At 68.2% G+C, this 22,866-nt stretch carries 17 protein-coding genes; 9 read left to right on the top strand and 8 right to left on the bottom strand.

Going from position 1 to position 22,866, the window contains the following annotated elements; translation table 11 throughout:
- The first annotated feature begins 9 nt into the window (after positions 1-9).
- Positions 10-1,704: an ABC1 kinase family protein gene (locus F0U63_RS25850; RefSeq protein ID WP_395848426.1), complete on the top strand. Its 1,695-nt coding sequence runs from the start codon at positions 10-12 to the stop codon at positions 1,702-1,704.
- A gap of 13 nt (positions 1,705-1,717) precedes the next feature.
- Here F0U63_RS25850 and F0U63_RS25855 read toward each other — a convergent pair whose 3' ends face one another.
- The 8 genes from F0U63_RS25855 to F0U63_RS25890 all read right to left on the bottom strand — a co-directional run bounded on the left by F0U63_RS25855 (position 1,718) and on the right by F0U63_RS25890 (position 13,666).
- Positions 1,718-3,058, bottom strand: coding sequence for a hypothetical protein (locus F0U63_RS25855; RefSeq protein WP_395833428.1), 1,341 nt, complete (start codon positions 3,056-3,058; stop codon positions 1,718-1,720).
- Positions 3,055-3,396 carry a hypothetical protein gene (locus F0U63_RS25860; RefSeq protein ID WP_395833430.1) on the bottom strand — a complete coding sequence of 114 codons (342 nt, stop codon included), beginning with the start codon at positions 3,394-3,396 and terminating at the stop codon, positions 3,055-3,057. The genes F0U63_RS25855 and F0U63_RS25860 overlap by 4 nt, the downstream gene beginning before the upstream one ends.
- 84 nt (positions 3,397-3,480) lie before the next feature.
- Complete coding sequence (locus F0U63_RS25865; protein WP_395833432.1) at positions 3,481-5,850, bottom strand: recombinase family protein; 2,370 nt, start codon at positions 5,848-5,850, stop codon at positions 3,481-3,483.
- Positions 5,847-6,332, bottom strand: coding sequence for a DUF5372 family protein (locus tag F0U63_RS25870; RefSeq protein ID WP_395833434.1), 486 nt, complete (start codon positions 6,330-6,332; stop codon positions 5,847-5,849). Before F0U63_RS25870 ends, F0U63_RS25865 begins: the two co-directional genes overlap by 4 nt.
- Complete coding sequence (locus F0U63_RS25875; protein WP_395833436.1) at positions 6,232-8,013, bottom strand: hypothetical protein; 1,782 nt, start codon at positions 8,011-8,013, stop codon at positions 6,232-6,234. The genes F0U63_RS25870 and F0U63_RS25875 overlap by 101 nt, the downstream gene beginning before the upstream one ends.
- An 11-nt stretch (positions 8,014-8,024) precedes the next feature.
- Positions 8,025-11,135, bottom strand: a complete 3,111-nt coding sequence (locus F0U63_RS25880) for an efflux RND transporter permease subunit (RefSeq protein WP_395833438.1) — start codon at positions 11,133-11,135, stop codon at positions 8,025-8,027.
- Positions 11,132-12,304 (bottom strand): efflux RND transporter periplasmic adaptor subunit, encoded by a 1,173-nt coding sequence (locus F0U63_RS25885; protein WP_395833439.1) that lies wholly within the window; start codon positions 12,302-12,304, stop codon positions 11,132-11,134. The genes F0U63_RS25880 and F0U63_RS25885 overlap by 4 nt, the downstream gene beginning before the upstream one ends.
- Positions 12,305-12,319: 15 nt before the next feature.
- The gene (locus F0U63_RS25890; protein WP_395833441.1) at positions 12,320-13,666 is read right to left on the bottom strand and encodes a TolC family protein; all 1,347 of its coding nucleotides are present in this window, start codon (positions 13,664-13,666) and stop codon (positions 12,320-12,322) included.
- A 223-nt stretch (positions 13,667-13,889) separates the two neighbouring features.
- On the opposite strand from F0U63_RS25890, the gene F0U63_RS25895 reads away from it, so the two are divergent.
- The 8 genes from F0U63_RS25895 to F0U63_RS25930 all read left to right on the top strand — a co-directional run bounded on the left by F0U63_RS25895 (position 13,890) and on the right by F0U63_RS25930 (position 22,794).
- Positions 13,890-15,797: a TonB-dependent receptor plug domain-containing protein gene (locus F0U63_RS25895; protein ID WP_395833443.1), complete on the top strand. Its 1,908-nt coding sequence runs from the start codon at positions 13,890-13,892 to the stop codon at positions 15,795-15,797.
- Positions 15,798-15,807: 10 nt separating this feature from the next.
- Entirely contained in the window at positions 15,808-16,470 is a 663-nt protein-coding gene (locus F0U63_RS25900; protein ID WP_395833445.1) for an HmuY family protein, read from the top strand.
- The gene (locus tag F0U63_RS25905) at positions 16,467-17,264 is read left to right on the top strand and encodes an HmuY family protein (RefSeq protein ID WP_395833447.1); all 798 of its coding nucleotides are present in this window, start codon (positions 16,467-16,469) and stop codon (positions 17,262-17,264) included. The genes F0U63_RS25900 and F0U63_RS25905 overlap by 4 nt, the downstream gene beginning before the upstream one ends.
- Positions 17,261-18,676, top strand: a complete 1,416-nt coding sequence (locus F0U63_RS25910) for an MXAN_6640 family putative metalloprotease (protein WP_395833449.1) — start codon at positions 17,261-17,263, stop codon at positions 18,674-18,676. The genes F0U63_RS25905 and F0U63_RS25910 overlap by 4 nt, the downstream gene beginning before the upstream one ends.
- 370 nt (positions 18,677-19,046) lie before the next feature.
- The gene (locus tag F0U63_RS25915; protein ID WP_395833451.1) at positions 19,047-19,634 is read left to right on the top strand and encodes a hypothetical protein; all 588 of its coding nucleotides are present in this window, start codon (positions 19,047-19,049) and stop codon (positions 19,632-19,634) included.
- 31 nt (positions 19,635-19,665) lie between these two features.
- Positions 19,666-20,874, top strand: a complete 1,209-nt coding sequence (locus F0U63_RS25920) for an HAD hydrolase family protein (RefSeq protein WP_395833453.1) — start codon at positions 19,666-19,668, stop codon at positions 20,872-20,874.
- 35 nt (positions 20,875-20,909) lie between these two features.
- A complete protein-coding gene (locus tag F0U63_RS25925; RefSeq protein ID WP_395833455.1) occupies positions 20,910-21,887 on the top strand; it encodes a DUF6024 family protein in 978 nt (325 codons plus the stop codon).
- Positions 21,874-22,794 (top strand): DMT family transporter, encoded by a 921-nt coding sequence (locus F0U63_RS25930; protein WP_395833457.1) that lies wholly within the window; start codon positions 21,874-21,876, stop codon positions 22,792-22,794. The genes F0U63_RS25925 and F0U63_RS25930 overlap by 14 nt, the downstream gene beginning before the upstream one ends.
- Positions 22,795-22,866: the final 72 nt, after the last annotated feature.

The following is a 22,866-nucleotide window of genomic DNA, read 5'->3' on the forward strand; positions in this document are numbered from 1 at the left end:
CCCCCCACCGTGCTCTTCCAGGACTTGAACCGCCTCCGGCAGATTGGGGTCATCGCAGCGCGCCACGGCTTCGGCGAGTGGTTCGAGCGGGCCGGGGTGTGGCGGCTGCTCGGCCGCCGCGAGAAGGTGGAGGTCTCCGCCGAGACGCAGCGCGCCAGCACCGCGCGGCGCTTCCGGATGCTCCTCAATGACCTGGGCCCCTCGTTCGTGAAGCTCGGGCAGGTGCTCTCCACGCGCGCGGATCTGCTGCCCGGCGAGTACGTCGAGGAGCTGGCCACGCTGCAGGATCACGTGGAGCCCTTCCCCCTCGAGCAGGTGTACGCGCGCATCCGCGAGTCGCTCGGCAGCGACGCCTCGGAACTCTTCCGGGAGATCGATCCCAAGCCCCTGGCCGCGGCGTCCATCGCCCAGGTGCACCGCGCGGTGACGCTCGAGGGCGACGAGGTGGTGGTGAAGGTGCAGCGGCCGGGCATCGCCGAGCAGATCGACTCGGACCTGGCCGTGCTGCGCTCGCTCGCGCGGCTCCTGGAGGCCGTGGTGGAGGAGACGAGCCTCTACTCGCCCACGGGCATCATCGACGAGTTCGACCGGGCCATCCACGAGGAGCTGGACTTCGTGCACGAGGCGGCCAACATCCGCGCCTTCCTCGAGAACCACCGCAACCGGCCGTACATGACGATTCCGCGCGTGTACGAGGCGCTCAGCAGCCGCACGGTGCTGACGATGGAGTTCGTCCGGGGCGTGAAGGTGAGCCAGGCGCAGCTGTCCCCCGAGGACCGGCGCGAGGTGGCCGGCCACATCCTCGACACGAGCTTCCGGCAGCTCTTCGAGGACGGGCTGTTCCATGGGGATCCGCACCCGGGCAACCTGCTCGTGCTGGAAGGCAACCGGCTGGCGCTCCTGGACTTCGGCGTGGTGGGCCGGCTCACGCGCGTCATGCAGGAGACGCTCGTCATGCTGGTGATGGCGGTGGCGCTCAAGGACAGCGACTCGGTGGCGCGCATCCTCTACCGCGTGGGCGCGCCGGACTCGCGCGCCAACCTGATGGGCTTCCGCAACGACATCGAGACGTTGCTCGGCAAGTACCTCACCACGACGCTGGGCGAGGTGGACTCGCGCAGCCTCATGCGCGACCTGTTGGATCTGGCGGTGCGCTACCACATCCGCGTGCCCAAGGAGTACGCCCTGCTCGGCCGGGCCTCGGTGGCCACCGAGGGCATGCTGCGCAGCCTCTACCCGGACATGAACGTGCTCGAGGTGGCGATGCCCTACGCCAAGGAGCTGCTCGCGGACCGGTACGATCCGAGCCAGTTGCAGGGCGGGCTGATGCGCACCCTGCTGCGCTTCCAGTCGATGGCGGCGGACCTGCCCACGCAGCTGTCGCAGATCCTGCTGGATCTGGAGTCGGGGAAGTTCAGCGTGACGGTGCGGGCCGAGCAGTTCGACCGGCTCAACGACAGCCTGCGCAGCGCGGCGCTGGTGATGTTCCTGGGCCTGTGCGCGTGCGGCACCATCGTGGGGGTGTTCATCTCCTTCGCGCAGACGGGGCCCTGGCAGTTCCACGGCCTGCCCGTGCTGGGCCTGTTGGGGCTCGCCCTGTCGGCGGGGCTCTTCGGGGCCACCTTCACCTGGTTCCTGTTCGGCAAGCGCTTCGGCAAGGTGCGTGTGAGCCGGTGGCTGGGCAACAAGAAGCCCCCGCGGTGAGGAGCCCTGGGGCTCAGGAGCGGTGCCGCTCGGCCACGCGGTACAGCCAGGTGAGGGAGTAGTCCAGGAGCGACTGGCGCGAGCGCAGGTAGTGGCGCGCCCGGACAAAGGGAAACCAGACGCGGCTGCCCACGAGCACCTGGGCCTCCTCGAGCTTCTGGCGCGGAATCCACTGGCCTCCGAGGTGGCGCACCAGCACCTCGCCCAGGTAGGCGCCCACCGCGGGGATCGCGTATCGCTCGATGGCCTCCGGCAGATAGCGCGTCGGGAAGTGCTCGTGCCAGAAGTAGAAGTCGGCGTCCGTGAGCGACTCGGGCGTCGCCTCGAAGACGGAGGGCACCTTTGTGTGCAGCAAGGCCACGAGGTGCTCGGCGAGGGTGTCGTAGTGCGCGCGCGCTACTGCCGGGTCGTCCACGTCCGAGGGGAGAGCCGAGGAGGCGGGAGCCCATTCCTCGGGCTCGGGCGGCTGCCAGGCGTTGAACCCGGCGATCTTCCGCTGGCGTTCATAGCTGGCGACGTCGTCCACCACGCGGGAGAGCAGCGGCGCCAGGTCCGGGTGGAAGCGAGGTTCCACGGGGGCGAGCAAGGCGCTGCGCTCGCGCAGGGTGCGCAGCACGGTGTCGAAGTCCAGGTCCGGCCGGAGGTGGGCATGGGCACGGGCCTGGGCGAGGCGTGCCTCGTCACTGGCGAAGTCCGCCGCCGTGGGCCATGTCACCAGGAGAACGCAGCCATTGGGCAACTCCTCCACCCTCCAGGCAGGCGTGGACAGTACGCGCTCGCGGCCGACGGACCGCACGAGCTTGGGGCCGAAGACGTTGAGCCAGAACACCTCGTAGATCTTGTCGAACCCGTCTCTTCTTTGTGTCTCGTCATCGCGGCCAAAACTGGGAGCGCCCGCCAGATTCGAGTCATCGGAGCTATGGGCGGAGGCATGAGCGACCGGGTAGCGACAGGCCCAGGCGCGAACCATCTCCACGAACTTCCGGCAGCGCTCTGCCTCCGCGAAGAAGGAGAGAGGCTTCACGTTGATGAGGATGTCCAGTTGGGGCGGACGCGGTGGGTGCCTTAGCCCAAAACAACCATCCATAGCGGGCAACTCCGTCCGGTAGAGCCCAAGGCTTGAGCTGTTTCCAGAGCGCCCCTCATCCAGCGCCTGCCAGAATGATGCGCGAGAGTATTTGCGTTTTCGCTTGCCCTTGACGACGTTCGGCATCCATCCGTCGGCGTACTCTTCGAGCGCCTGGAGAAAGGGATCCAGCTCACTCTCCCTTGCGGCTTGAGGATCCACATCACCTACGAAGTCAACCCAGATGCTGTCCTCCGGCTTCAAAGCGTGCACGCTCAGCGTTTTCATTGAAACAGCACCTCCACTTCCGGCACTTCTGCCCTGGCCTCGCTCACAGCTCTGTTCAATGTCCTTGAATCTCCGGGCATGAGTCCATTTCCTTCGTAGACGAGGCGAACCCTTGAGACTGACACCATGCGGCCCTGAGAAAGGAGGGACTGGAGAGAGTCTCGGCGGGTATCCAATGTCTCACCATACTTCCGCAGAGCTTCCCCTGCGTCTTCAATCATCTGCACTCTCAAGCCATCGAGATCCAATCCCGAAAGGTCTCGACTCTTGAAGCTGAACGTCTCGACACGAGGTTGCCGTCCAGCGACTTCACCCTCTTCAATGATGAGCACATCCACGAAGCGCAGGCCCGTGTCCGGCTTTCTCACGCCTACATAGGTTTCGATGCGAGGCTTGTTGGAACTGGCATCAGAACACCTGTGTTAGTGGGAATCGATGTGACGACGGTGGTTTTGCTTGGACCCACGTGACCGCCTTCCTCGAGTGAGGGCTGCCTGGATGCGCTGCTCGACCGCGGGTGTCAGCCGGAAGCAGAAACTGCCCCCCGGCAGAGTGCGCTCGGGCGTGAGGATGCCCTTCCTTATCCAGTACCGCACGGTGTTCCAAGTTACTCCGTACTTCTCGACGAGGCCGCTAGTGGAGTAGCGGCCATCTGGCAGACGGCTCGGCGGGCGCGGGCGGCCACTGACGTGTAGGCCGGGCGGTGGCTTGCCCGGCTCGTAGCCCTGGGCGCGCGCCTTGGCCAGCAGCGCCTCCAGTTGGGGCGTCATCTCGAACCAGAAGGGCTCCGTCCCACGTTTGGGCATGGGCGTGCGGCTGTGCACGGGGATGAGCAGGCCGCGTCTGACCCAGTGGTGGATCATCGCGACCGTCACCCCGAAATGCACGACCAGTCCTCTGGTGGAATAGAGCCCCTGCTCGTCGCGCTCGGGCATTTGCGTGTTGCATCCTCCCGGGCGTCGCCCAGCAGCAATGTTGCGTCGCGTACGAAGGACCGCCACGAGCCGCGTGTTGAAGGCGCGGCGCAGGCCGCTCTTGAAGCCACGCCGGTTGAGGTCCTCGGCTATCTGCGTATCGGAGTAGTGCTGCTGGGCCAGGCGCCGGATTTCGGCGATGACCTGTGGCGGCGTCCTTCTGGCCTCATGCATGGTCGGCCGAGGTACCAGCAACTCCGTGATGGCCCCCGTCTTCCAGAGGATTCGGATGCGGATGGCGCGCTTTGGCACTTCCACCGGCAAGAGCACTACTTCCTGGACGAGCAGCCGCAGTATCCGTTTCTTGTCCGAGTTGGTCGTGGTCGGCGCGTTCCACAGGCCAGGCAGATCACGAGCGAGCGCCAGTATCTTCTTCTTGTCCTCTTCCGACAGTTCCAGCTTGCGCGTACTCCTGGCCTGCTCGTATTCGTGCTCCACCTGAGCGAGTTCCTGGAGCTTCTGATTCCAGCGTGTCTCCAGCGTGCGGGCCACTACTCGATTCTCCGGTTCCACAGCGTTGTACTGGCGCTCGGCGTGCTGAGCCTCGTAGCGCGCCCGCTCCAGGCGCAACTTCCACTGGCGGTCCACATCCGCGGCCTGCCGTTCGACTTCCTTGAGGACCGCCAATGAGAGGTCCAGCTCGGGCGGCGCGAATGCCGCGAGCATGGTCTCCACCACCTTGTCATCAACGCGGCGCGCGACGGTGGACCAGCAGTTTCCCTCACCGTAGTTGTGCCGGCTGCACTGATAACTGGGGGAGTGGGCGACGGGGTAGACAGGGCTCATCCGTCGGCCACACTTGCCACACAGCACCAGCCCCTGGAGGAGCGCCTGTCCATTGCGAGGAGCGCCGCGTCCATGGACATACCCGCTCCTGACCGCATTTTCTTCTATCCGTTTCAAGTTCTCCAGATGTTGTTCCCAGGTGATGTACCCGGGGTGTGCATCGCGGAAGAATGCATGCCACTGCTCACGGGCCTCGAGTTTCTCCTGCTTGCGACGCACCTCGCCTTTGACGAGGACACGCCGCTCATGGGTGCGTCCCCAGACGTAGGCACCGGCGTACACCGGATTGCGCAGGATGGAGAGGGCATGCGGGACGTCCAGCGCATGCCAACGGATTTCGGCGGGAGCGCCCCGGTGGGCATGCCGCGAGGGGAAGAGCAGCTTGTTGCGGGCGAAGTAACGCACGGTGCCGCTGACACTGCCTTCCAGGCGGAAGCGCTCGAAGAGAAGGCGGATGGCCTTCTGCACCTGCTCGTCGGGGTCGATGACGAGCGCGCCGTTGTCGAAGACGTAGCCGGTGGGAGGGGGGAAGACGAGCTCTCCCTTCTTGGCCTTGTGCAGGATGCCGCCTCGCAGGCGCAGGTGCATGGAGTGGCGCTCGGCGTCACTCATGGTGCCCTTCATGCCCAGCACCAGCCTGTCGTTGAAATCGTTGGCGTCGTAGACACCATCGTCATCGATGATGAGCGTGTCGGAGAGCGCGCACAGGTCCAGCAGCCGATGCCAATCCGCCGAGGAGCGCGCCAGGCGTGACACCTCCAGCGACAAGACGGCGCCCACCTTGCCGAGGCTGACCTCGGCCGTCAGCCGCTGGAAGCCCTTGCGCTGGGTTGCACTGGCGCCGCTCTGGCCGAGGTCCTCATCAATGACCTCGACCTGGGCGGCGTCCCAGCCGAGCGTCTTGGCCAGCTCCACCAGGGCGTACTGGCGTTCGGTCGACTCGCGATGCTCATGGACCTGCAACAGGGTGGACTGGCGGATGTACACCAGAGCGGGTCTGGCCAGGTGCTCGGGCCGAATCTTGGTGGTCATCGCTTGTCTCGTGTCTTGAGGGAGCTTCGGTGGTGGCCTTGAGCAGCACGTCGGCCAGCACGCCCAGCAGCTCGTGCCGGGCCGCCGCAGTCAGTGCGGCGTAGAGCGTGCCCGGCGGTGGCCGACCGTGGGGGCTTCTCGTTCGACGTACTACTTTTCTGGTCATAAGGCTGCGACCTATGCTTCAAGTCGTCAAGAAGGGCACTCAGCTCGCGGAGCGATTCAGGGTGTAGCTTCGGACATTTCCCTCGGAACTCGACCGGAGTGGGCCAGGGCCTCAAGTCCGTCCAGTCCTCGGGGAGCTTGGCGGGTCGGCCATCAGGAAAGAGCAGCACGACACAAGGGCGTCCGAGGTGCCGGATGTGCTGTAGCAGAGGAAGCCTACGGCCTGCGAACGGATGGAGTGGATGGGTGATGACCACCGAATTTCGCGACCATTGCGACAATGAGGGGGTGCGTCGATGGGGGCTTGTTGAAATCACCGAGAAAGCGGCGCTGGGCTCGGGGCAGCGCCGCGTCGGCCTTCAGCCGCTCCACCATGACACGCTCGAAGGCCAGCCCGCGGGTGAACCACCCCCACAGCCGCTCATAGGCATCCCAGCGCAGAGGACCCTTGGAGGACTTGCCCTCCTTTATTTCCGCCAGGCGCCTCTCGTAGTAGGCGACGTACTCGCTCCAGCGCGGATTGCCCTGGGCCGCGGGCGGCGAGGCATCGAGCGAGGGACGCTGCTTCTCCAGCACCGCCACGTTCCTGGGCAGGCGCGGGCTCGCGGTTTCGAGTTCCGCCGCCGCGAGCTTGGCTTGTACCACCTCCCGGGTGAAGCCCGACCGCTCATCCACCCATGCGGCCAGGGTAGCGGGGTGCTCCATGACGCCGCCCTGTTTCAGCGAGGGGCGTGCGGCTTCATTCGCCGCGGAGGCGCCTTTCGTGCCGCCTCTTCCCGTCGAGGAGCCCGTGGCCTCGGGGTGGGCCCTGGACAGCATTGCCTGGGCCTGGGCGACGTTCCCCCGCGTCTCGTGCAACGCCAGGGCCGCATCCACCCCCCCGACAGCCACCAGGCGTCCCGCTTCCCTCCTGGCGCGGATGTATCCGGCCAGCTCTCGCATCCCCTCCTCGCCCAACAGCTCCCGCCCCCGCCGCGCCATGTCCTGGAGGCCCTTCACCCGCGACTCCACCACCTCCAGTCCACTCAACACCCGCGTCCCTACTCCCGGGACGCCTCGGCCCTCGGAGAGCCAGGCCGCGCCCCTCCCTCCCGCGTAGAGCGCCACCAGCATGGCCGCGGGCGCCAGTTCGCGCACGGCCTGCTCGTACCTGCCCCGCACCAGCGAGTGCGCCCCCTGGCCCGTCCCGGCCACCAGGCCGTAGAAGCCCAGTGGCACTCCGAAGGTCATGTGGTCCACGACGCCCACCGCCACGGAGCCCGCCGAGAATCGCCGCTCGAGTTGCTCGTGCTCCACCGCGTCGAGCGCCCGCTGGTAGGGCGGTGGCAGTTGGGCCTTGCGCGCCTGCAACGCCATGAGCGTGGACTGGGCGCCGTTCACCACGGGGCTGGTGGACAGTGCGTCCTTCGCCGCGCGGGACAGACCTCGGCCCACATCACTCCATTGGAAGTCGCGTTCGGTGTGAGCCGAGGGCTGGATTCCTCTCGCCTCCAGCGCCGGGCCCAGGGAAGGCAGTTGCTCGAGCAGCTCCGTGAGCCGCTTGTCCTCGGCGAGCAGGCGGAGGATGTCTTTCAGATCATCGTCATGGCAGGAGTCGAGGACGAAGTGGGCGAGCACCTCGGTGTTGGCGGCGCCGTAGTGCTCCAGCGATTGGAGCAGGAAGACGGTGCGCTGGCGGTTGAGCGGGCCAGATGCCTCCTCGCACACCGGCCCCAGCGCCCCGAGCCGCACGGCGCTCCATGGATCCAACCGCGCCACCAGCCGGGGCATGTCCACGCGCCGCTGCAAGGCGAGGAAGTCGCCGGGCGAGGCACAGGAGAGGAAGGGCTCCAGGAGCGCCTGGGAATCGCCAGAGGAGAGGTCGAGCCAACCCGGGGCAAGCGCCTGGGTGGCACAGGTGGACACCTCCCCGTCCACGTCGCCAGAGCCTCCCATCGCGCCCGTGGCGCAACCCGCCAGGAGCAGCAGCGAGGCCAGGAGCAGCAGTGCCGGGCGCACCAACAACAACCTCAGGGCCTGGCGAGCCCGGGTTTGTCTCCCTCGGCGACAGGCGCATCCCCGGAGGAGCCACCCCAGCGCCGCCCCAGCCGCGTCTTCATCCGATCCGCCACCACGTAGAAGGCGGGCACCACCAGCAGGCTGAGCACCGTGGACAACGACAGGCCACCGAGCACCGCCACCGACATGGGGGCGCGCGTCTCACTGCCCGCGCCCAGCGCCAGCGCCGCCGGCACCGCCGCCATCATCGTGGCCAGCGTCGTCATGAGGATGGGCCGCAGGCGTACCGGCCCCGCGCGCAGCATGGCCTCGGTCGCGTCCGCGCCCTGCTCGCGCTGCAACAGCGCGTAGTCCACCAGGATGATGGAGTTCTTCTTCACGATGCCCATGAGCAACAACAGGCCGATCATGCTGAAGATGTTGAGCGTCGTGCCCGTGGCCGCCATCGCGAAGGCCGCCCCGGCGATGGACAACGGCAGGATGGTGAGCACCGTCACCGGGTGCAGGAACGAGTTGAACTGCGAGGCGAGCACCATGTAGGCCACGAGAATCCCCAGCACGAGCGCGAAGAGCAGGCTGCTGATGGACTCCTGGAAGGCCACGCTCGAGCCGCCGAACACCACGCGCGTGCCCCCGGGCAGCTCCCGCGCCAGGCGCTCCACCGTCTCCATCGCCTCCTGCTGCGTGGCGCCCGGAGCCACGTTGGCGAAGATGCTGATGGCGCGCTCGCGATCCCTCCGGGTGATGGCCTGCAGCGCCGGGCGCTCCTCCTGCGTCACCAGCGACGACAACGGCACCAGCGCACCCGAGCCGGTCCGCACCTTGAGCAGCGACAAGTCCTCCGGCCGCGCGCGCTGATCCTTGAGCAGGCGCATGCGCACGTCGATGCGCCGCCCGCCCGTGCTGTACTTGCCCACGCGCACCCCGCCCACCAGCGAGTTGAGCGTGCTGCCCACCGCCTCCATGGACACCCCCAGATCCGCGGCGCGTGCCCGGTCCGGGGTGATGCGCAGCTCGGGCATGCCGATCTGATAGTCGGTGTCCACGTCCACCACCTTGCCGCTCGCCTGGAGCTTCTCGCGCATCTGCGTGCTCGCCTCGATGAGTCGCTCCCAATCCGAGCCGCGCACGCTGAACTCCACCGGGAAGCCGCGCGAGGCCGTGAAGCCACTCTGCGACAGGTCCATCACCACCGCGCGCAGGCCCGGATAGGAATTGAGCTCCTTGCGCAGCACCTGCTGGAACTCGGCCTGGCTCATGCGCTGCTCGGGAGGCACCAGCGTGATGTTGAGCATGCCGCCATTGACGCTGCTCACCCCGCCGCCGCCGCCCACCACCGCGTAGAGCCGCGCCACCTCGGGCCGCCCGAGCACGAACGCCTCGGCCTTCTGGAACAGCCGGTTGGTCTCCGCCAGCGTGCTGCCCACCGGCGTCTGCATCCTCACCATCAACCGGCTCTGATCCTGCGAGGGGACGAACTCGCTCGACAGGCCCTTGAAGGCCAGCCCGGACACGGCCATCAGCACCACCGCCCCGCCCAGCACCCACCAGGGATGGCGCAGCGCGCGCGCGAGCACCCCGCCATAGCGCCGCTCCAGCCACTGGAAGGCGCGATCCACGGCGAGCCCCACCCGGCCACGCCCCTCGCGCCCCGTCTTGAGCAGCTGCGCGCAGCGCGCCGGCGCCAGGGTGATGGCCTCCACGTACGACAGCAGCACCGCCACGCACAGCGTGACGCCGAACTGGAGGAAGAACTTGCCGATGATGCCCTTCATGAAGATGACGGGCAGGAAGATGGCCACCACCGCCAGCGTGGCCGCCAGGGCCGCGAAGGTGATCTCGTGCGTGCCCTCGCGCGCGGCGCGCACCCGGTCCGCTCCCTCCTCCGCGTGCCGGAAGATGTTCTCCATCACCATGATGGCGTCATCCACCACGATGCCCACCGCCAGCGACAGTCCCAGGAGCGTGAAGGTGTTGAGCGTGAAGCCCAGGAAGTAGATGACCGCCACCGTGCCCAAGAGCGACATGGGGATGGCGAGGATGACGTTGAAGGTACTCGAGAGCGAGCCGAGGAACGCCCAGCACACCAGCGCCGTCAGGAGGCACGCGAGCAACAGCTCGAACTCGATTTCATGCACGCTCTCCTCGATGAACTGGGTGGAGTCGAAGTTGACGCTCACCTCCAGTCCCTCGGGGGCATCCGCCTGGATCTGCGCCATCTTCTCGCGCACGCCCTGGGCCACCGCGACGGCGTTGGCTCCCCGCTGCTTCTTGATGCCCAGCCCCTGCGCGGGCTCGCCGTTGACGCGCGCCAGGCGGCGCTCGTCCTCGAAGCCATCCTCCACCAGGGCCACGTCGGACAGATACACGGGGGAGCCCTCGGCCTCGCGCACCACCAGGTGGCGCAGCGTCTCCAGCTCCAGCGCCTCGCCCATGACGCGCACGTTGATCTCCCGCCCCTCCGCCTCGATGCGCCCGGCGGGCAGCTCCACGTGCTCGCGGCGCAGCGCCTCGAGCACGTCCGCGACCGTGAGCCCCCGCGCGTCCAGCTTCGCCGCGTCCACCCAGATGCGCACGTTGCGCTCCAGCGAGCTGAAGAGGGACACCTCCCCCACCCCGGGCACCGTCTGCAGCATCTCCTTGAGCTGGTAGCGGGCGAAGTCCGAGAGGTACTGCGGCGAGAATGGACCGGACACGCCCAACGTCATGATGGGCTGATCCTCGGGGTTGCTCTTGGAGATGACCGGCGGATCCATGTCCTCGGGCAGCCGGCGCTGGGCCTGGCTCACCTTGGCCTGCACGTCCTGCAGCGACAGGTCCACGTTGCGCGCCAGATCCAGCTCCACCGTGATGGAGCCGCTCGACTGCCGCGCGCTGGAGGTGATGGACTTGACGCCCTCCACCTGCATCACCGCCTCCTCCAGCGGCTCGATGATGTCGCTCTCCACCGCCTCGGGCGAAGCGCCCTCCCACGTCACGCCGATGCTGATGACGGGGTAGTCCACGTCCGGAAACTGGCTGATGCCGATGCGCTGCGCCGCCACCAGACCGAAGGTGATGGTGGCCGCCATCAACATCCAGGCGAAGACGGGCTTCTTGATACAGACCTCGGTGATGTTCATCGCACCGCTCCCGTGCCCCCATCCGTGCTCATCACCCGGGGCTCGCCGGTGAAGGACGGCTCGTCCCCCTTGGCCAGCCGCACCGCCACGCCTTCCCGCAGGGCCTCGCCGCCCCGCACCACCAGCTGCTCGCCGGGCTCGAGCCCCTCACGCACCTCCACGCGCCCATCCGCCGTGCGCAGGCCCAGCTCCACCACGCGCTCGCGCGCCTTGCCCTCGCGCACCACGAAGGCCAGGAAGCCGCGCTCGCTCGGGCGCACCGCCGTCTGGGGAATGACGGGCGCCCCGTGGGCCGTCTCCACCGGCACCGTCACCGAGGCGAACGAGCCCGGCCGCAACCCCTGGGCCTCCGCACCCGTCACCTCCGCGATCACCTTCACCATGCGGCTCGTCGGATCCGCCGCGTCCGCCACGTGGATGACGCGGCCCTGCCAGGCGCGCCCGTCCGCGCGCACCGTGAAGCGCGCCACCATGCCGGGCTTCACCCGCCCCACTTCCGCCTCCGCCACGGTGAAGTGCAGGAGCAGCGGCTCGCGGCGCAGCAGCGTGGCCAGCACCGTGCCCGGCTGCACGTACTGCCCCGTCTGCACCGTGCGCGTCTGCAGCACCCCATCCAGCGGCGCCTTCACGTACGCGTCACGCAGGTTCAGCTCCGCCTGCTCCACCGCCGCCTTCGCCGCCGCCGTGTCCGCCGCCGCCCCGAGCGCCAGCGCCTCCGCGCTCTCGAGCTGCTCGGCGGGCAGGAGGCCCGGCTTCACCTCGTTGACCGACGCGCGCCGCTGGGACGCGGCCTGTGCCTGCATGCGCGAGGCCTCGGCCCGATCCAGCGCCGCCCGCGCCGCGCGCACCGCGATGCCGTAGCGCGTGGGCTCGATCTCCGCGAGCACCTGCCCCTTCTTCACCGACTGCCCTTCCAGGAAGCGCACCTGCTCCACCACGCCCGCCACGCGCGCGGTGATCTGCACCTGCTCGAACGCCTCCACCGAGCCCACCGCGGAGATGACGTACTCCACGTCCCGCGCCCCCACGGGCTCCACCTCCACCGGGAACTCGATGGGTCCCCCCCGGCCCCCTCCCCGGCCGCCTCCCTTGCCGCCAGCGGAGGCTTCCCCGGACGGCTTGCCACACGCCAGGGTCAGGATGAGCGCGATGCCCAGCCCTCGTGTCATCCCATGCCTGCTCACTTACGGCTCCTTCCCAAGGGGATCGAGTCCCACCGCGGCCCGAAGCTCCAACAGGGCCGTTCCCAGCGCGTACCGGGCCTGCGCCAGGGAGACCTCGGCCTCGTATTGACTCACCTGCGCGTCACTCAATGCCAGCGAGGAAGTGAGTCCCTGACGATACAGGATGCTCGTCTCCTCGGCGTTCTGGCGCGCGGCCCGGACGGCCACCTCGCCACGGGCGAACGACGCCTGGGCGGTGCGCAGCGACACCCGCGCGCTCTCCACCGCCACGTCCACCCGCCGCTCGCGCGCCACCGTCTCCCACTCCAGCGCCCGCGCCAGGGCGAGCCGCTCGTGGCGATCCGCGTAGCGCTCGCCCCCATCGAACAGGGTCCAGGACAGCTCCAGCGCGAGGAACCCATTGCCCGTGCGCCCGGACAGGCCCGACTCGTTGTTGAAGCTGTACTGCGCGGCGGCGGAGAGCGCGGGGAACAGCCGCGCCAGAGGCTCGCGCGCCAGGGCCCGTTGCTGATCCACCCTCAGCCTCGCGGAGAGCAGATCCGGCCGGCGCTCCAGGGCCCCCTGCTCCAGTCCCGCGAACGCGTCCACGGGGCGCGAGGCCTCGCCGAGCAGTGTCTCGGGCGGCGCCAGCGGGCCCCGCGTGGGCGCCACCAGGAGGTAGCCCAGCTCCAGGCGGCTCGTCTCGGCCTGCCCCACCGCCTCGGCGAGCGTCGCCTCCGCGGTGGCCACGTCCAGTTCCGCGCGCGTCACGTCATTGGTGCTCGCCAACCCCGCCGAGGCCCGCGCCCGTGCATCCTCCAGCGACTGCCGTGCCAGGGCGAGCCGGCGCCCGGCCGCGTCCGCCACCTGGAGCTGCCCCAGGGTGGACAGGAAGGCATTGGCGGCCTGGAAGGCCACCTGCCGGCGCGCCTCCCGCGCATCCAGGGCCGTCGCCTCCTGATCCCTCGCCGCCGCCTGGTACAGCGGGAAGCCGCGCGCGTCGAAGAGCGGCACCCGCAAGGCGGCACTGGCCCCCAGGGCATTGGCGCGCTGGACGACCACTGTCTCGCCCCCCACTTCCCGTGTCAGCTCCTGCGGACGGCGGGTGTAGGTGCCGGTGACGGAGAGCCGCGGCAGGAAGAAAGCCCGGGCCTTGGCCACCCGCGCCTCGGCCGCCTCGGCCCGCGCTCCGGCCGCCCGCGCCGTCTCGTTCTGCTCGGCCGCGAGCGACACCGCGCGCTCCAGCGTCAGCGGCTCCTCGGTGGAGGGGGTCGGCGAGGAGCTCTCCCCCTGGGCCCACACAACGGGCGCACACAAGACGAGCCAGGCACACATGGGGACGGCGAAGGAGGAACGCATCAAGGGCATGAAGAGTGCGGGGGGCGATCGGCCCCCATACAGGACAAGGGCGAGCGCGACCATGGGAAACGCCTGGAGTCGGGGGCGGAGACTTTCACGGCGGGCGCGTCGCGCCCGGAAATGGACGGGCCATGCGTTTATTCCTGGTGACGTGGCTCTGAAATTGACTTTGATTATCGATTTCAACTAGACGCGAAGCGTCACCTCCTCGAAGGGGCCGCGGATGCGCTGGATGGGATGGGTTCTCGGGTTGCTCGTGAGCGTGCCGGCGTTGGCACAGCAGGGCGAGCCGTCCGTGGACGGTGGGGTCACCGAGGAGGTGCCGGTGATCCAGACGGTGGTGACGGCGTCGCGCTCGGTGGAGCGGCTCCAGGACACACCGGTGGCCGTCGAGGTCATCACCCGCAAGGACATCGAGGCCACGGGCGCGAGAGACTTGGCCGAGGCGCTGGGCGCGCGGCCGGGCCTGGAGTTGCGGCGCGGCTTCGCGGGCACGGAGCTGCGCGTCCAGGGACTGTCCCCCGAGTACACCCTGGTGCTGGTGGACGGCGAGCGCGTGACGGGGCGGCTCGGCGGTGCCCTGGACTTCTCCCGGTTCTCCACGGAGGACATCGAGCAGGTGGAGATCATCCGAGGCCCGTCCTCGGTCCTCTATGGCAGCGACGCCGTGGCGGGCGTGGTGAACATCATCACCCGCAAGGCGCAGCGGCCGCTGGGGGCCACGGCCCAGGCCTCGCTCGGTGGCCTGTGGCAGTTCGAGGCGGATGGCTCCGCGGAGCTGCGCGGTGAACGGGCGGGACTGCGGCTCAGTGGCGGCTTCCAGCGCCGGGATGGCTATGACCTGACTCCCGACACCCCGGCCACCACGGGCAGCTCGCTCGAGGGCTTCCAGGTCTCCGGACGCGGTGACGTGCGCGTGACGGACGCGCTGCGGCTCGATGCCCGGGCTGGCGCCTCCCGGCAGGTGCAACGGGGCGTCGATCAGGGCGCGGCCGGCGCGCTGTTCGATCGCGCGAGCCAGAACGAGAGCCAGGAGGTGACGCTGTCCCCCTCGTGGGTGCTCTCCCCCACCGGCTCGCTCCAGCTCTCGGGCCGCTACTCGCGCTTCCGCCACCGCTACGTGTCGGATCAACGCCAGTCCTCCGCGCTGGATCAGGTGGAGGAGACGCGCGAGCAGATGGCGCGGGTGGGCCTCCAGCTCGACCAGACCCTGGCCCAGGTGCACCAGCTCGTGGTGGGCGTCGAGGCGATTGGCGAGGCGCTCGACTCGGATCGGCTCTCGAGCCCGGGCCAGCGCGGCCGGCTGTCCCTCTACGGACAGGACTCCTGGAAGACGCCCCTGCCGGTGGCGCTCCACGTCGTGCCCGGCCTGCGGCTGGACGTGGACTCCGAGTTCGGCGCGGTGCTCACTCCCCGGCTCGCCGTGCGGCTGGAGCCGGTGGAGGCGCTCACGGTGCGCGCCAGCTACGGCCTCGCGTTCCGCGCACCGAGCTTCCAGGAGCAGCTCATCGACTTCGAGAACCCCAGCGTGGGCTACGTGGTCGCGGGCAACCCGGCGCTGCGCCCCGAGCACTCGCGCGGTGCGACCGTGTCCGCGGAGTGGCGCATCGGCAGCCGGAGCCTCCTGTGGACGAACCTGTTCCGCAACGATCTCTCCGACATGATCACCGTGGTGCAGGATCCGCTCTCCCCTACCCTGCGCTTCACCTACGACAACGTCGCGCGCGCCACCGTGCAGGGCGCCGAGGTGGGCTGGAAGCAGCGGCTGCCACTCGGGGCCTGGCTGGACGTGGGCTACACGCTCATCCACGCGCGGGATCTCGAGGAGGACCGGCCCCTCGAGGGACAGAGCGCGCACCGGCTCACCACGCAGCTCGGCCTGCGCTACCGGCCCTGGCGCCTGGAGGCCTCCGTGCAGGGCTCCTGGGTGGGCCCCCGCCCCTACTACCAGGCCCCCGACGGCACCGCGCGAACCGTCCAGGCCCCCGCCTACGCGACCCTGGACGCACGGCTCGCCTACGGCGTGCTGGAGTCGGTCCGGCTCTTCGTCGCCGGCCGCAACCTGCTGGGCGCGGGAGATCCGGACTACCTGCCCATTCCGCCCCGCGCCTTCTACGCGGGGCTCATCCTCGACGTGTGAGGGAGGACGCATGCAACGCATCGCCAGACAGTCGCGACACCGCTGGGCCCGAGGCCACATCCTGCTGCTCGGCCTCGCCGCGTGTGGCGGGGACATCCAACCGGAGCCGGGCCCCCAGCAGCCCACCGGCGGCGAGCCGCCCGCCCTGTTCCGCCACACCCGTGAGGCGGACGGCTCGGTGACCACGAGCGTCGACGCGACCGATGGGGCGGCGTGGCGCGCCCTGGATCTGGACACGGGCGAGGCCGCGGAGGCCGCCGTGCAGTCCGCCTGGGATGTGTCCTTCCAGCGCTTCCACATCCGCACGCGCGGAGGCGTCAACGGCACGGGCGGAGTCGGCGTGGCGCTGCTGCCGGACGCCTTCGAGTCGCTCACCCAGGCGCCCGCCTCGGGCTACCACGAGGATGCCGTGGACAGCGACGACACGGACAGCGAGCCGGACAACGTCTTCGAGCGGGTGGAGGACGGCTGGTACAGCTACGACGTGATGACCCACACGCTCACGCCGCGCGCGCGGACCTATGTCCTGCGCAGCGACGAGGGCCGCTATTTCAAACTGCGGATGCTGAGCTACTACGACCCGGCCGGCTCTCCCGCGGTGATCTCCTTCCGGTGGAAGCAGGTGGATCCACCGGGCCCTTCCCTGACACACGAGCAAGGACGACACCCATGAAGAACGGCCCCCTCCCCGAAACCCGAGCGAAGCACGGCACGCCGCGAGGCCCCTGGCGTACCACCGCCCTGACGCTGGCCCTGCTGCTGGAAGCCTGTGGCGGAAACGCGCCGGTGGAGCCGCCGCCCCCGGCCGAGGCCGCGCGGTGCGAGGCGAGCCCGGTGCGCTGCGCGGAGCAGAGCATCGATCAATTGAACCTGCTCACCACGGTCTCCACGGGGGAGATCCGCGAGGAGGGAACGGTCGCGGGCGAGTTCCACACCTACGTGGACGCGCGGGCGGGAGGCGCCTCCTCCACGCAGTCGTATACCTATGGCCGCTTCACGGCCCAGGGGCTGAGCCGGGTGGCGGTGGATGATCAAGCGGCCCTGGGCTCGACGGATTGGGACATCGCCCTGCGCCGCTACACCCTCCGGGTGAACAGCGGCGTGTCGGGCCCCTCGTGCGTCGCGGTGGCCCGGACTCCGGCGGGCACGGCCTTCGAGTCGGTGACGGCGGTGGATGCCGCCTGGGAGTTCCGCACCGAGGACTACTTCAACGAGTCCTGTGAGGCCATTGCCGGACAGTACACCCTGGGCCTGGCAACGCGGCTGGAGGACTTCTGGGGCTATGAGGCCTGTCTGTCCATGACCGGCACGGTGTTCGTGCTGCGCCTGGCGGATGGCAAACATGTAAAGCTTCAGGTGACGCACTACTACGAGCCGGAGCCGCAGCGGGTCTGCGATGAGACGGGCGAGGTGCCCCAGCCCAGCGGCGCGGCCCAATTGCGCGTCAGGTGGGCCTTCCTGCCATGAGGCTCCCCGTGTGGCCGCTGCTCCTGCTCACCGGGTGTGGCGGCTCACACCGGCCGCCGCATGAGGTACTCGACGAGGAGGCACGGACGCTGCTCCAGGGGGGACGGCCCACCGAGGCCACGGCGGAGCCACCGCGCTTCGAGCCCGGTGAGCCAGTGGAGTCGGTGGTGTCTCCCGGAGGCCGCTTCCGCATCCACTTCTCGCGGAGCGGACCCAACGCGGTGGCGCTCGCGGACACGGAGGGCAACGGGATTCCGGACGCCGTGGACACCGTGGCGCGCACCTACGACGCCGTGGCGGCCTTCTACGCGGGGCTGGGCTACCGCTCGCCGCCCGAGGACTCCGGAGATCCGGGAGCCGACGGACGCTTCGACGTCTACCTGGTGGACTTCGCCGGACGGGCGGATGGGGCCTTCCGGCGCGAGGACTGCCTCGCGGTGGAGCTGGGCTGCCGCGGGTACATGCTCCAGGAGAACGACTTCGCCGGCTACGGCTATGCCTCCTACACGCAGGCCGTGACGACGCTCGCGAGCCATGAGTTCTTCCACGCCGTGCAGGCCGCGTATGGCACGGCGCTCGGACGCGTGGCGGAAGAAGGCACGGCGGTGTGGGCCTCCGAGCGCTTCGCTCCCGAGCTGGACGACCTGGAGCACTTCGTCCCGGCGTACCTGTCTCGCGCGGATCGCAGCCTGGTGGTGGATCCGGACGGGCCGGCGCAGGCCTTCGGTTATGGGGCCTCGCTCTTCTTCCAATTCCTCGGCGAGCGGCTGGGCGACGAGGTGATCCGGGCGATGTGGGAGGAGAGCGTGCGCGCGCCCTCCTCGCACTGGGCGGAGCTGCTGGAGACGGTCCTGCGCCGCGACGCGGGCACGGACTTCGACACCGTGTTCAGCGAGTTCGCCTCGTGGAACCTGGCCACCGGGGAGCGCGCGCGGGAAGGCAGTGGGTACGCACGGGGCGCGGGCTACTCCGGGCTCGTTCCCGCCGCCAGGGACTTGCCGGTGGACGAGCCCTCGGTGCGCGTGGCGGCCGCCTCGATGCGCTCCTTCGACGTGGCGGGAGGGACGCCCAGCATCTCCGCGTCCTTCGAGCCGAAGGAGGGCACGGACAGCGCGGGGCTGCACCTGCTGGTGGCGGCGGTAACCGAGCGCGAGGTGCTGCGCATCGTCCGCGCGGACGGGCCCGGAGTCCTCTCCGCCCGGGTCTCCGCCGAGGACGCCACACGCGTGGTGGTGGCGGTGGTGAACGGGCGCCACTCGGGCGACGGCCGCTATGGCCGGCTGAGCATCGCCTCGGAGTCCCCCCCAGCCGAGCACCCTTCCCGCGGGTGCCAGACCGCCCCTGGAGCGCTCCCCGGGGCACTGCTCCTCGCCGCCGCGTGGCGGGCCGTCCCGAGACGACGGGCTCGTTGAACGGGGCCTGAGCCACCCTCGTTTTCCCTGGCCCCGGGTGCGAGGGAAAGCAGCCTGTCTGGCTCTGACATGCTGCGTAATCGCTCCCAGCCTGTCTGGCTCTGACATGCTGCGTAATCCTTCTCCTGTCTCCTGAATAACCGTTTTCCTAGAAAGATGTTGACGAGTGCCCGGGAATTTTTGTTTTCTCTGAGCTCGAATCAAAATGATTCGCAGCTCGCGGGGGAACTCCATGAACCGGAATGAATCGTCTCATAAGGCAGCTCAGTTGGTGATGTTCACGGGGGGGCGAGACAGCACGCTCGCGGCCTGTGTGCTGATGCTACAAGGAATTCCCGTCCACCTTTTCAGTGCGAATAGCGGTTGTTCATTGCATCGGGGCATCATCGCCAACCGGGTGGACGAGCTGAGGAAGCGCTTTGGCGACCTGGTGGTGACACATGTCGTCGAAGACATCAGTGGTGCGTTCCGCGCCCTCGCCATCCAGAACATCGAGGGGGACATCCTGCGGTTCAAGAAGAACCTCATCCTCCTGGGGGAGAAAGTTGCCATCCACGCGCATGTCATCAACTACTGTCGCCGTCATGGCATAAAGACAGTCAATGATGGTATCGCCCGCTATCAGATGGAGTTTCCCGAGCAGCGGCTCGTGGCGAAGGAATACTTCGTGAAGTTCATGCGGCAGTACGGCCTCGAATACAACAGCCCCATCTACGAGTTCGCCAAGTCGGGTGACGATGTGAAGTACCGGCTCCTGCAACTCGGCCTGTCGACGAAGTCCCTGGAGGGCGTGTCCATCTTCGGGGACAGCTTTACCGAGCCCTCGGACGAGACGATCATGGCCTACCTGATGGAAAAGGAGGCCATGAGCAGGGACATCATCCAGTTCCTGTCCGGGGAGGGGCTCTTCGTGAGTGAGAAGGTCCAGGCTCAAGTCGCCACCCGGGCGGCTTCCTAGAACCTGAGCATTGCTACCGGTGCGCCACCCCATGATTCCAAGCCAACTCGACGCGCCCGCCCCCAGGAGAATCCGGAAGGTGGGGGCCGTTATTTTGAGACATGGTCTGCTGCTCGTCGTCCGGAAACGGGAGACGAATCGATTCATTTCTCCAGGCGGCAAGCCCGAGCCCGGAGAAACGGCCATCCAGTGCTTGGAGCGGGAGTTGGCTGAGGAACTCCAGATTCAGGTCGTTTCTCATCAACCCCTGGGGACGTTCTCGGATCAATCCGCTTTCGAGAACACCCAGGTGGACATGGAGGTGCACCACGTGCAGACCGCGGGCATCCCCTGCCCGGGCCAGGAAATCGAGGAGTTGGCCTGGGTGGATGCCGGGTACCGCGAGCGCGGGCTCGCCATGGGGTCCATCTTCGACCGCTTCGTCCTCCCGCGGTTGATCGAACAGGGATGGGTCCGCGCCAGGCGCCGCACCAGCCCTCCCACCGAGCGCTCCATCCTGGTCGCGGACCTGGACGGCACGCTCGTCTTCGACGGCAAACCTCTCGCCGGGCAACTCAGGGAGGCCCTTCATGGGCTTCGGGGGAGGATCGAACCGGTCTTCGCCACCTCGCGTGCGCCCCGGGGGGCCGCGGCACTCCTGGGAGATCTGCTCTCCATGGGGACAGTCATTTGCTGCAATGGAGCCATCGTCCTGGAGAGGGGTCGGATTACCCGGCGCCAGACCGTGGATTCCGCCGTGGTGGTGGCTCTCTGCGAGCTCATGGACGAGCTGGGGGCGGAGTTCTATCTGGAGTACGGGGAGCGGTTCGCCCTGTGCGCGGGTGAAGCCTCGTTCCGCGAGATGCGCAACTACAAGGACTGCGCATCGCTGGACCGCGCCCGCCAGGACTGGGCCGAGGGAGTGGTGAAGATCGCCGTCAGAGCGCGGGACAAGCAGGCGTTCGTGAGGGAGTGCCTGCGCCGATTCGCGTCCCAGGTCCACCTCGCCGCGCACGAGAGCGAGACCATCGACATCGGGCCGGCGGGGGTGAACAAGCTCACCGCCGTCCAGGAGTGCTTCGACCTCGCGCACACCCGGCTCACGGCGCTGGGCAATGACGAGAATGACTTCGAACTGCTGGCGGAAGCCGACGCGGGTTATGTCGTCGGTCACCGGCTCCCTGGTTTGGAGTGGGCAGGAGGAGTGAAGCGGGTCCCCGCCTCACTCGAGCAGCTGCTCGAGCTACTTCATGCACTGTGAGGCACCTCCTTCCCAGTCAGTACGGGGGCTGAATCATGCGGGCGTCTGAGGAGTTCGATGGGCTGGATGCAGCGGCGTTGCATCCCCAGCTGAAGCACGCGCTGGCGCCCCAGGTGGAGCAGGTGCAGGCGGCGCATTACTTCCAGGCCTGTGCCAGTCTTCGCGAGGACGTCAAGGCAGGGCTTCGGAAGGCCTTGGGCCTGGAGCACGAGCTGTTCGTCCTGCACAACACGACGTCCGGGCTGCTCTCGGCGCTACTTGCCCTGGCTCGGATGGGCCTTCGGATGACCCGCCGTGGCGAGCGCCGGCAACACTACCCTCCCTACCTGCCCCTGCTTCCCGAGGCGAACACCGACGCACTGACCGAGGGGCCGCGGGTCACGTTCGTGACCCACGTCTCGCCACTCACCGGGCGGGTGGAGACCTTGGAGAAAGCTCCGGGCGAGGTGCTATGGGTGGACGCGGCTCAGTCCCTTGGCACCAATCTGACGGAGGAGATGTCGAGGCAGGCAGACCTCTTCATCGCGCCCCTGCACAAACACGTAGGGCTCGCCGTTGGCGCAGGGCTCGTCGGCCTGAGACGGGGGATTCCCGGCGAGGAAGAGCTGCGAGCCATCTTCTCCCTCGCGGAGGGTGGTTCGGCCCACGTTGGCCTGCTGAAGGCACTGCTGGATGCGCTGCGAAGCGCGCAAGGCCTCGTGTACAACAAGGCCAGGCTGTCTTTGGACGAGAGGTTTCAGTCTCTGTGCACGGAGGCCAGACTGATGCCGCTGGGAAGCCTGGAAAGCGGCGTTCCGTTCGTCTGCCTCACGTCCAGCAATGGCCAACCCCTGGAAAAACTCGTCAACCCGAAGAAGGCACACGCCCGGTACTTCAAGGCGGAGAACATCCTCCGGCTCTCCTTCTGCCACATGGCCCGCAGGCAGGATCCTCCTGTTGACTTTTCGGAGGAACTGGTCAGGAGAATGGCCACGCTGGTGAACCGGAACGGACATGGTGATGAGCAACAGTGACCGAGTGACGGACTATGCGAAAGGCGTAGGGCTTACCGCCCTCGGGGCCTTCGTCATGACCTTCGACACGCTTTTGTTGCGTTTGATCGATGGCGAGCGATGGACTGTCGTGTTCTTTCGCGGCGTCTTCATGTTCCTATCGATAGGCGCCGCGTGGCTGCTGCTGCGCAAGAAGCTGGGGCCGGAGGTAGGCTTCATCAATGGATTGCCAGGGCTGCTGGTGGCCACTCTTTATGGGCTGGGGTCCATCTTCTTCGTCCTGGCGCTCAGCCACACCAACGTGGCGAACATGCTCTTCATCATCGCCACCGCCCCCCTGTTCGCGGCCATCCTGTCGCGCTTTCTCCTCAAGGAGAACGTGTCGCGCGCCACCTGGATCTCCATTGTCAGCGCCCTGGGAGGCATCCTCCTGGTCGTCAAGGACGGGATGGTGCACGGGCATTGGATGGGTGATGCACTCGCACTGCTCACCGCCGCCACCATGGGCTCGGCCTTCGTGGCCACGAGGTGGGCTGGAAAGAACCTGTTCACGGCTCCCGCCGTAGGAGGGCTCATTTCCGCGGCCATCGCGGTTCCGCTCGTCGAGCACTTCGGCTTCACGATGGCCGCGCAGTGGAAGTATATGGGGCTGGAGGGGGCGCTGGTCATGCCCCTGGCGCTCGCCTGCATCGCGACGGGCCCGAAGTACCTTCCAGCACCTCAGGTGGGGTTGTTCTTGTTGCTCGAGACCGTGCTCGGCCCCCTGTGGGTCTGGTTGGTCCTGGACGAGGCCCCGACGACGTACAGCGCCCTGGGTGGAGCAGTGATCGTCGCCACCCTGGTGCTGCACAGTGGCTACTTCCTGCTCAAGTCCAAGGCGGTACGGGGGGAATTGGCCCGAGAGTCCGTTACTCCCCGGAGGGCATGAAGCCCCCCGGCTCCCGGGCCGCTGACACATCCTGGCACACCCGCTGGCACAGCTCCGGCACTCCTCATCCGC

It is taken from the genome of Cystobacter fuscus (assembly GCF_044360685.1).
Taxonomy (GTDB): Bacteria; Myxococcota; Myxococcia; order Myxococcales; family Myxococcaceae; genus Cystobacter; species Cystobacter fuscus_C.

Bases quoted from the DNA above. Each gene is read 5' to 3' on its own strand.
- F0U63_RS25910 (WP_395833449.1), top strand. From the start codon at position 17,261: ATGAGGCTCCCCGTGTGGCCGCTGCTCCTGCTCACCGGGTGTGGCGGC.
- F0U63_RS25920 (WP_395833453.1), top strand. From the start codon at position 19,666: ATGATTCCAAGCCAACTCGACGCGCCCGCCCCCAGGAGAATCCGGAAG.
- F0U63_RS25885 (WP_395833439.1), bottom strand. From the start codon at position 12,304: ATGACACGAGGGCTGGGCATCGCGCTCATCCTGACCCTGGCGTGTGGC.
- F0U63_RS25925 (WP_395833455.1), top strand. From the start codon at position 20,910: ATGCGGGCGTCTGAGGAGTTCGATGGGCTGGATGCAGCGGCGTTGCAT.
- F0U63_RS25880 (WP_395833438.1), bottom strand. From the start codon at position 11,135: ATGAACATCACCGAGGTCTGTATCAAGAAGCCCGTCTTCGCCTGGATG.
- F0U63_RS25855 (WP_395833428.1), bottom strand. From the start codon at position 3,058: ATGAAAACGCTGAGCGTGCACGCTTTGAAGCCGGAGGACAGCATCTGG.
- F0U63_RS25905 (WP_395833447.1), top strand. From the start codon at position 16,467: ATGAAGAACGGCCCCCTCCCCGAAACCCGAGCGAAGCACGGCACGCCG.
- F0U63_RS25930 (WP_395833457.1), top strand. From the start codon at position 21,874: ATGAGCAACAGTGACCGAGTGACGGACTATGCGAAAGGCGTAGGGCTT.
- F0U63_RS25890 (WP_395833441.1), bottom strand. From the start codon at position 13,666: ATGCCCTTGATGCGTTCCTCCTTCGCCGTCCCCATGTGTGCCTGGCTC.
- F0U63_RS25865 (WP_395833432.1), bottom strand. From the start codon at position 5,850: ATGACCACCAAGATTCGGCCCGAGCACCTGGCCAGACCCGCTCTGGTG.
- F0U63_RS25895 (WP_395833443.1), top strand. From the start codon at position 13,890: ATGGGATGGGTTCTCGGGTTGCTCGTGAGCGTGCCGGCGTTGGCACAG.
- F0U63_RS25900 (WP_395833445.1), top strand. From the start codon at position 15,808: ATGCAACGCATCGCCAGACAGTCGCGACACCGCTGGGCCCGAGGCCAC.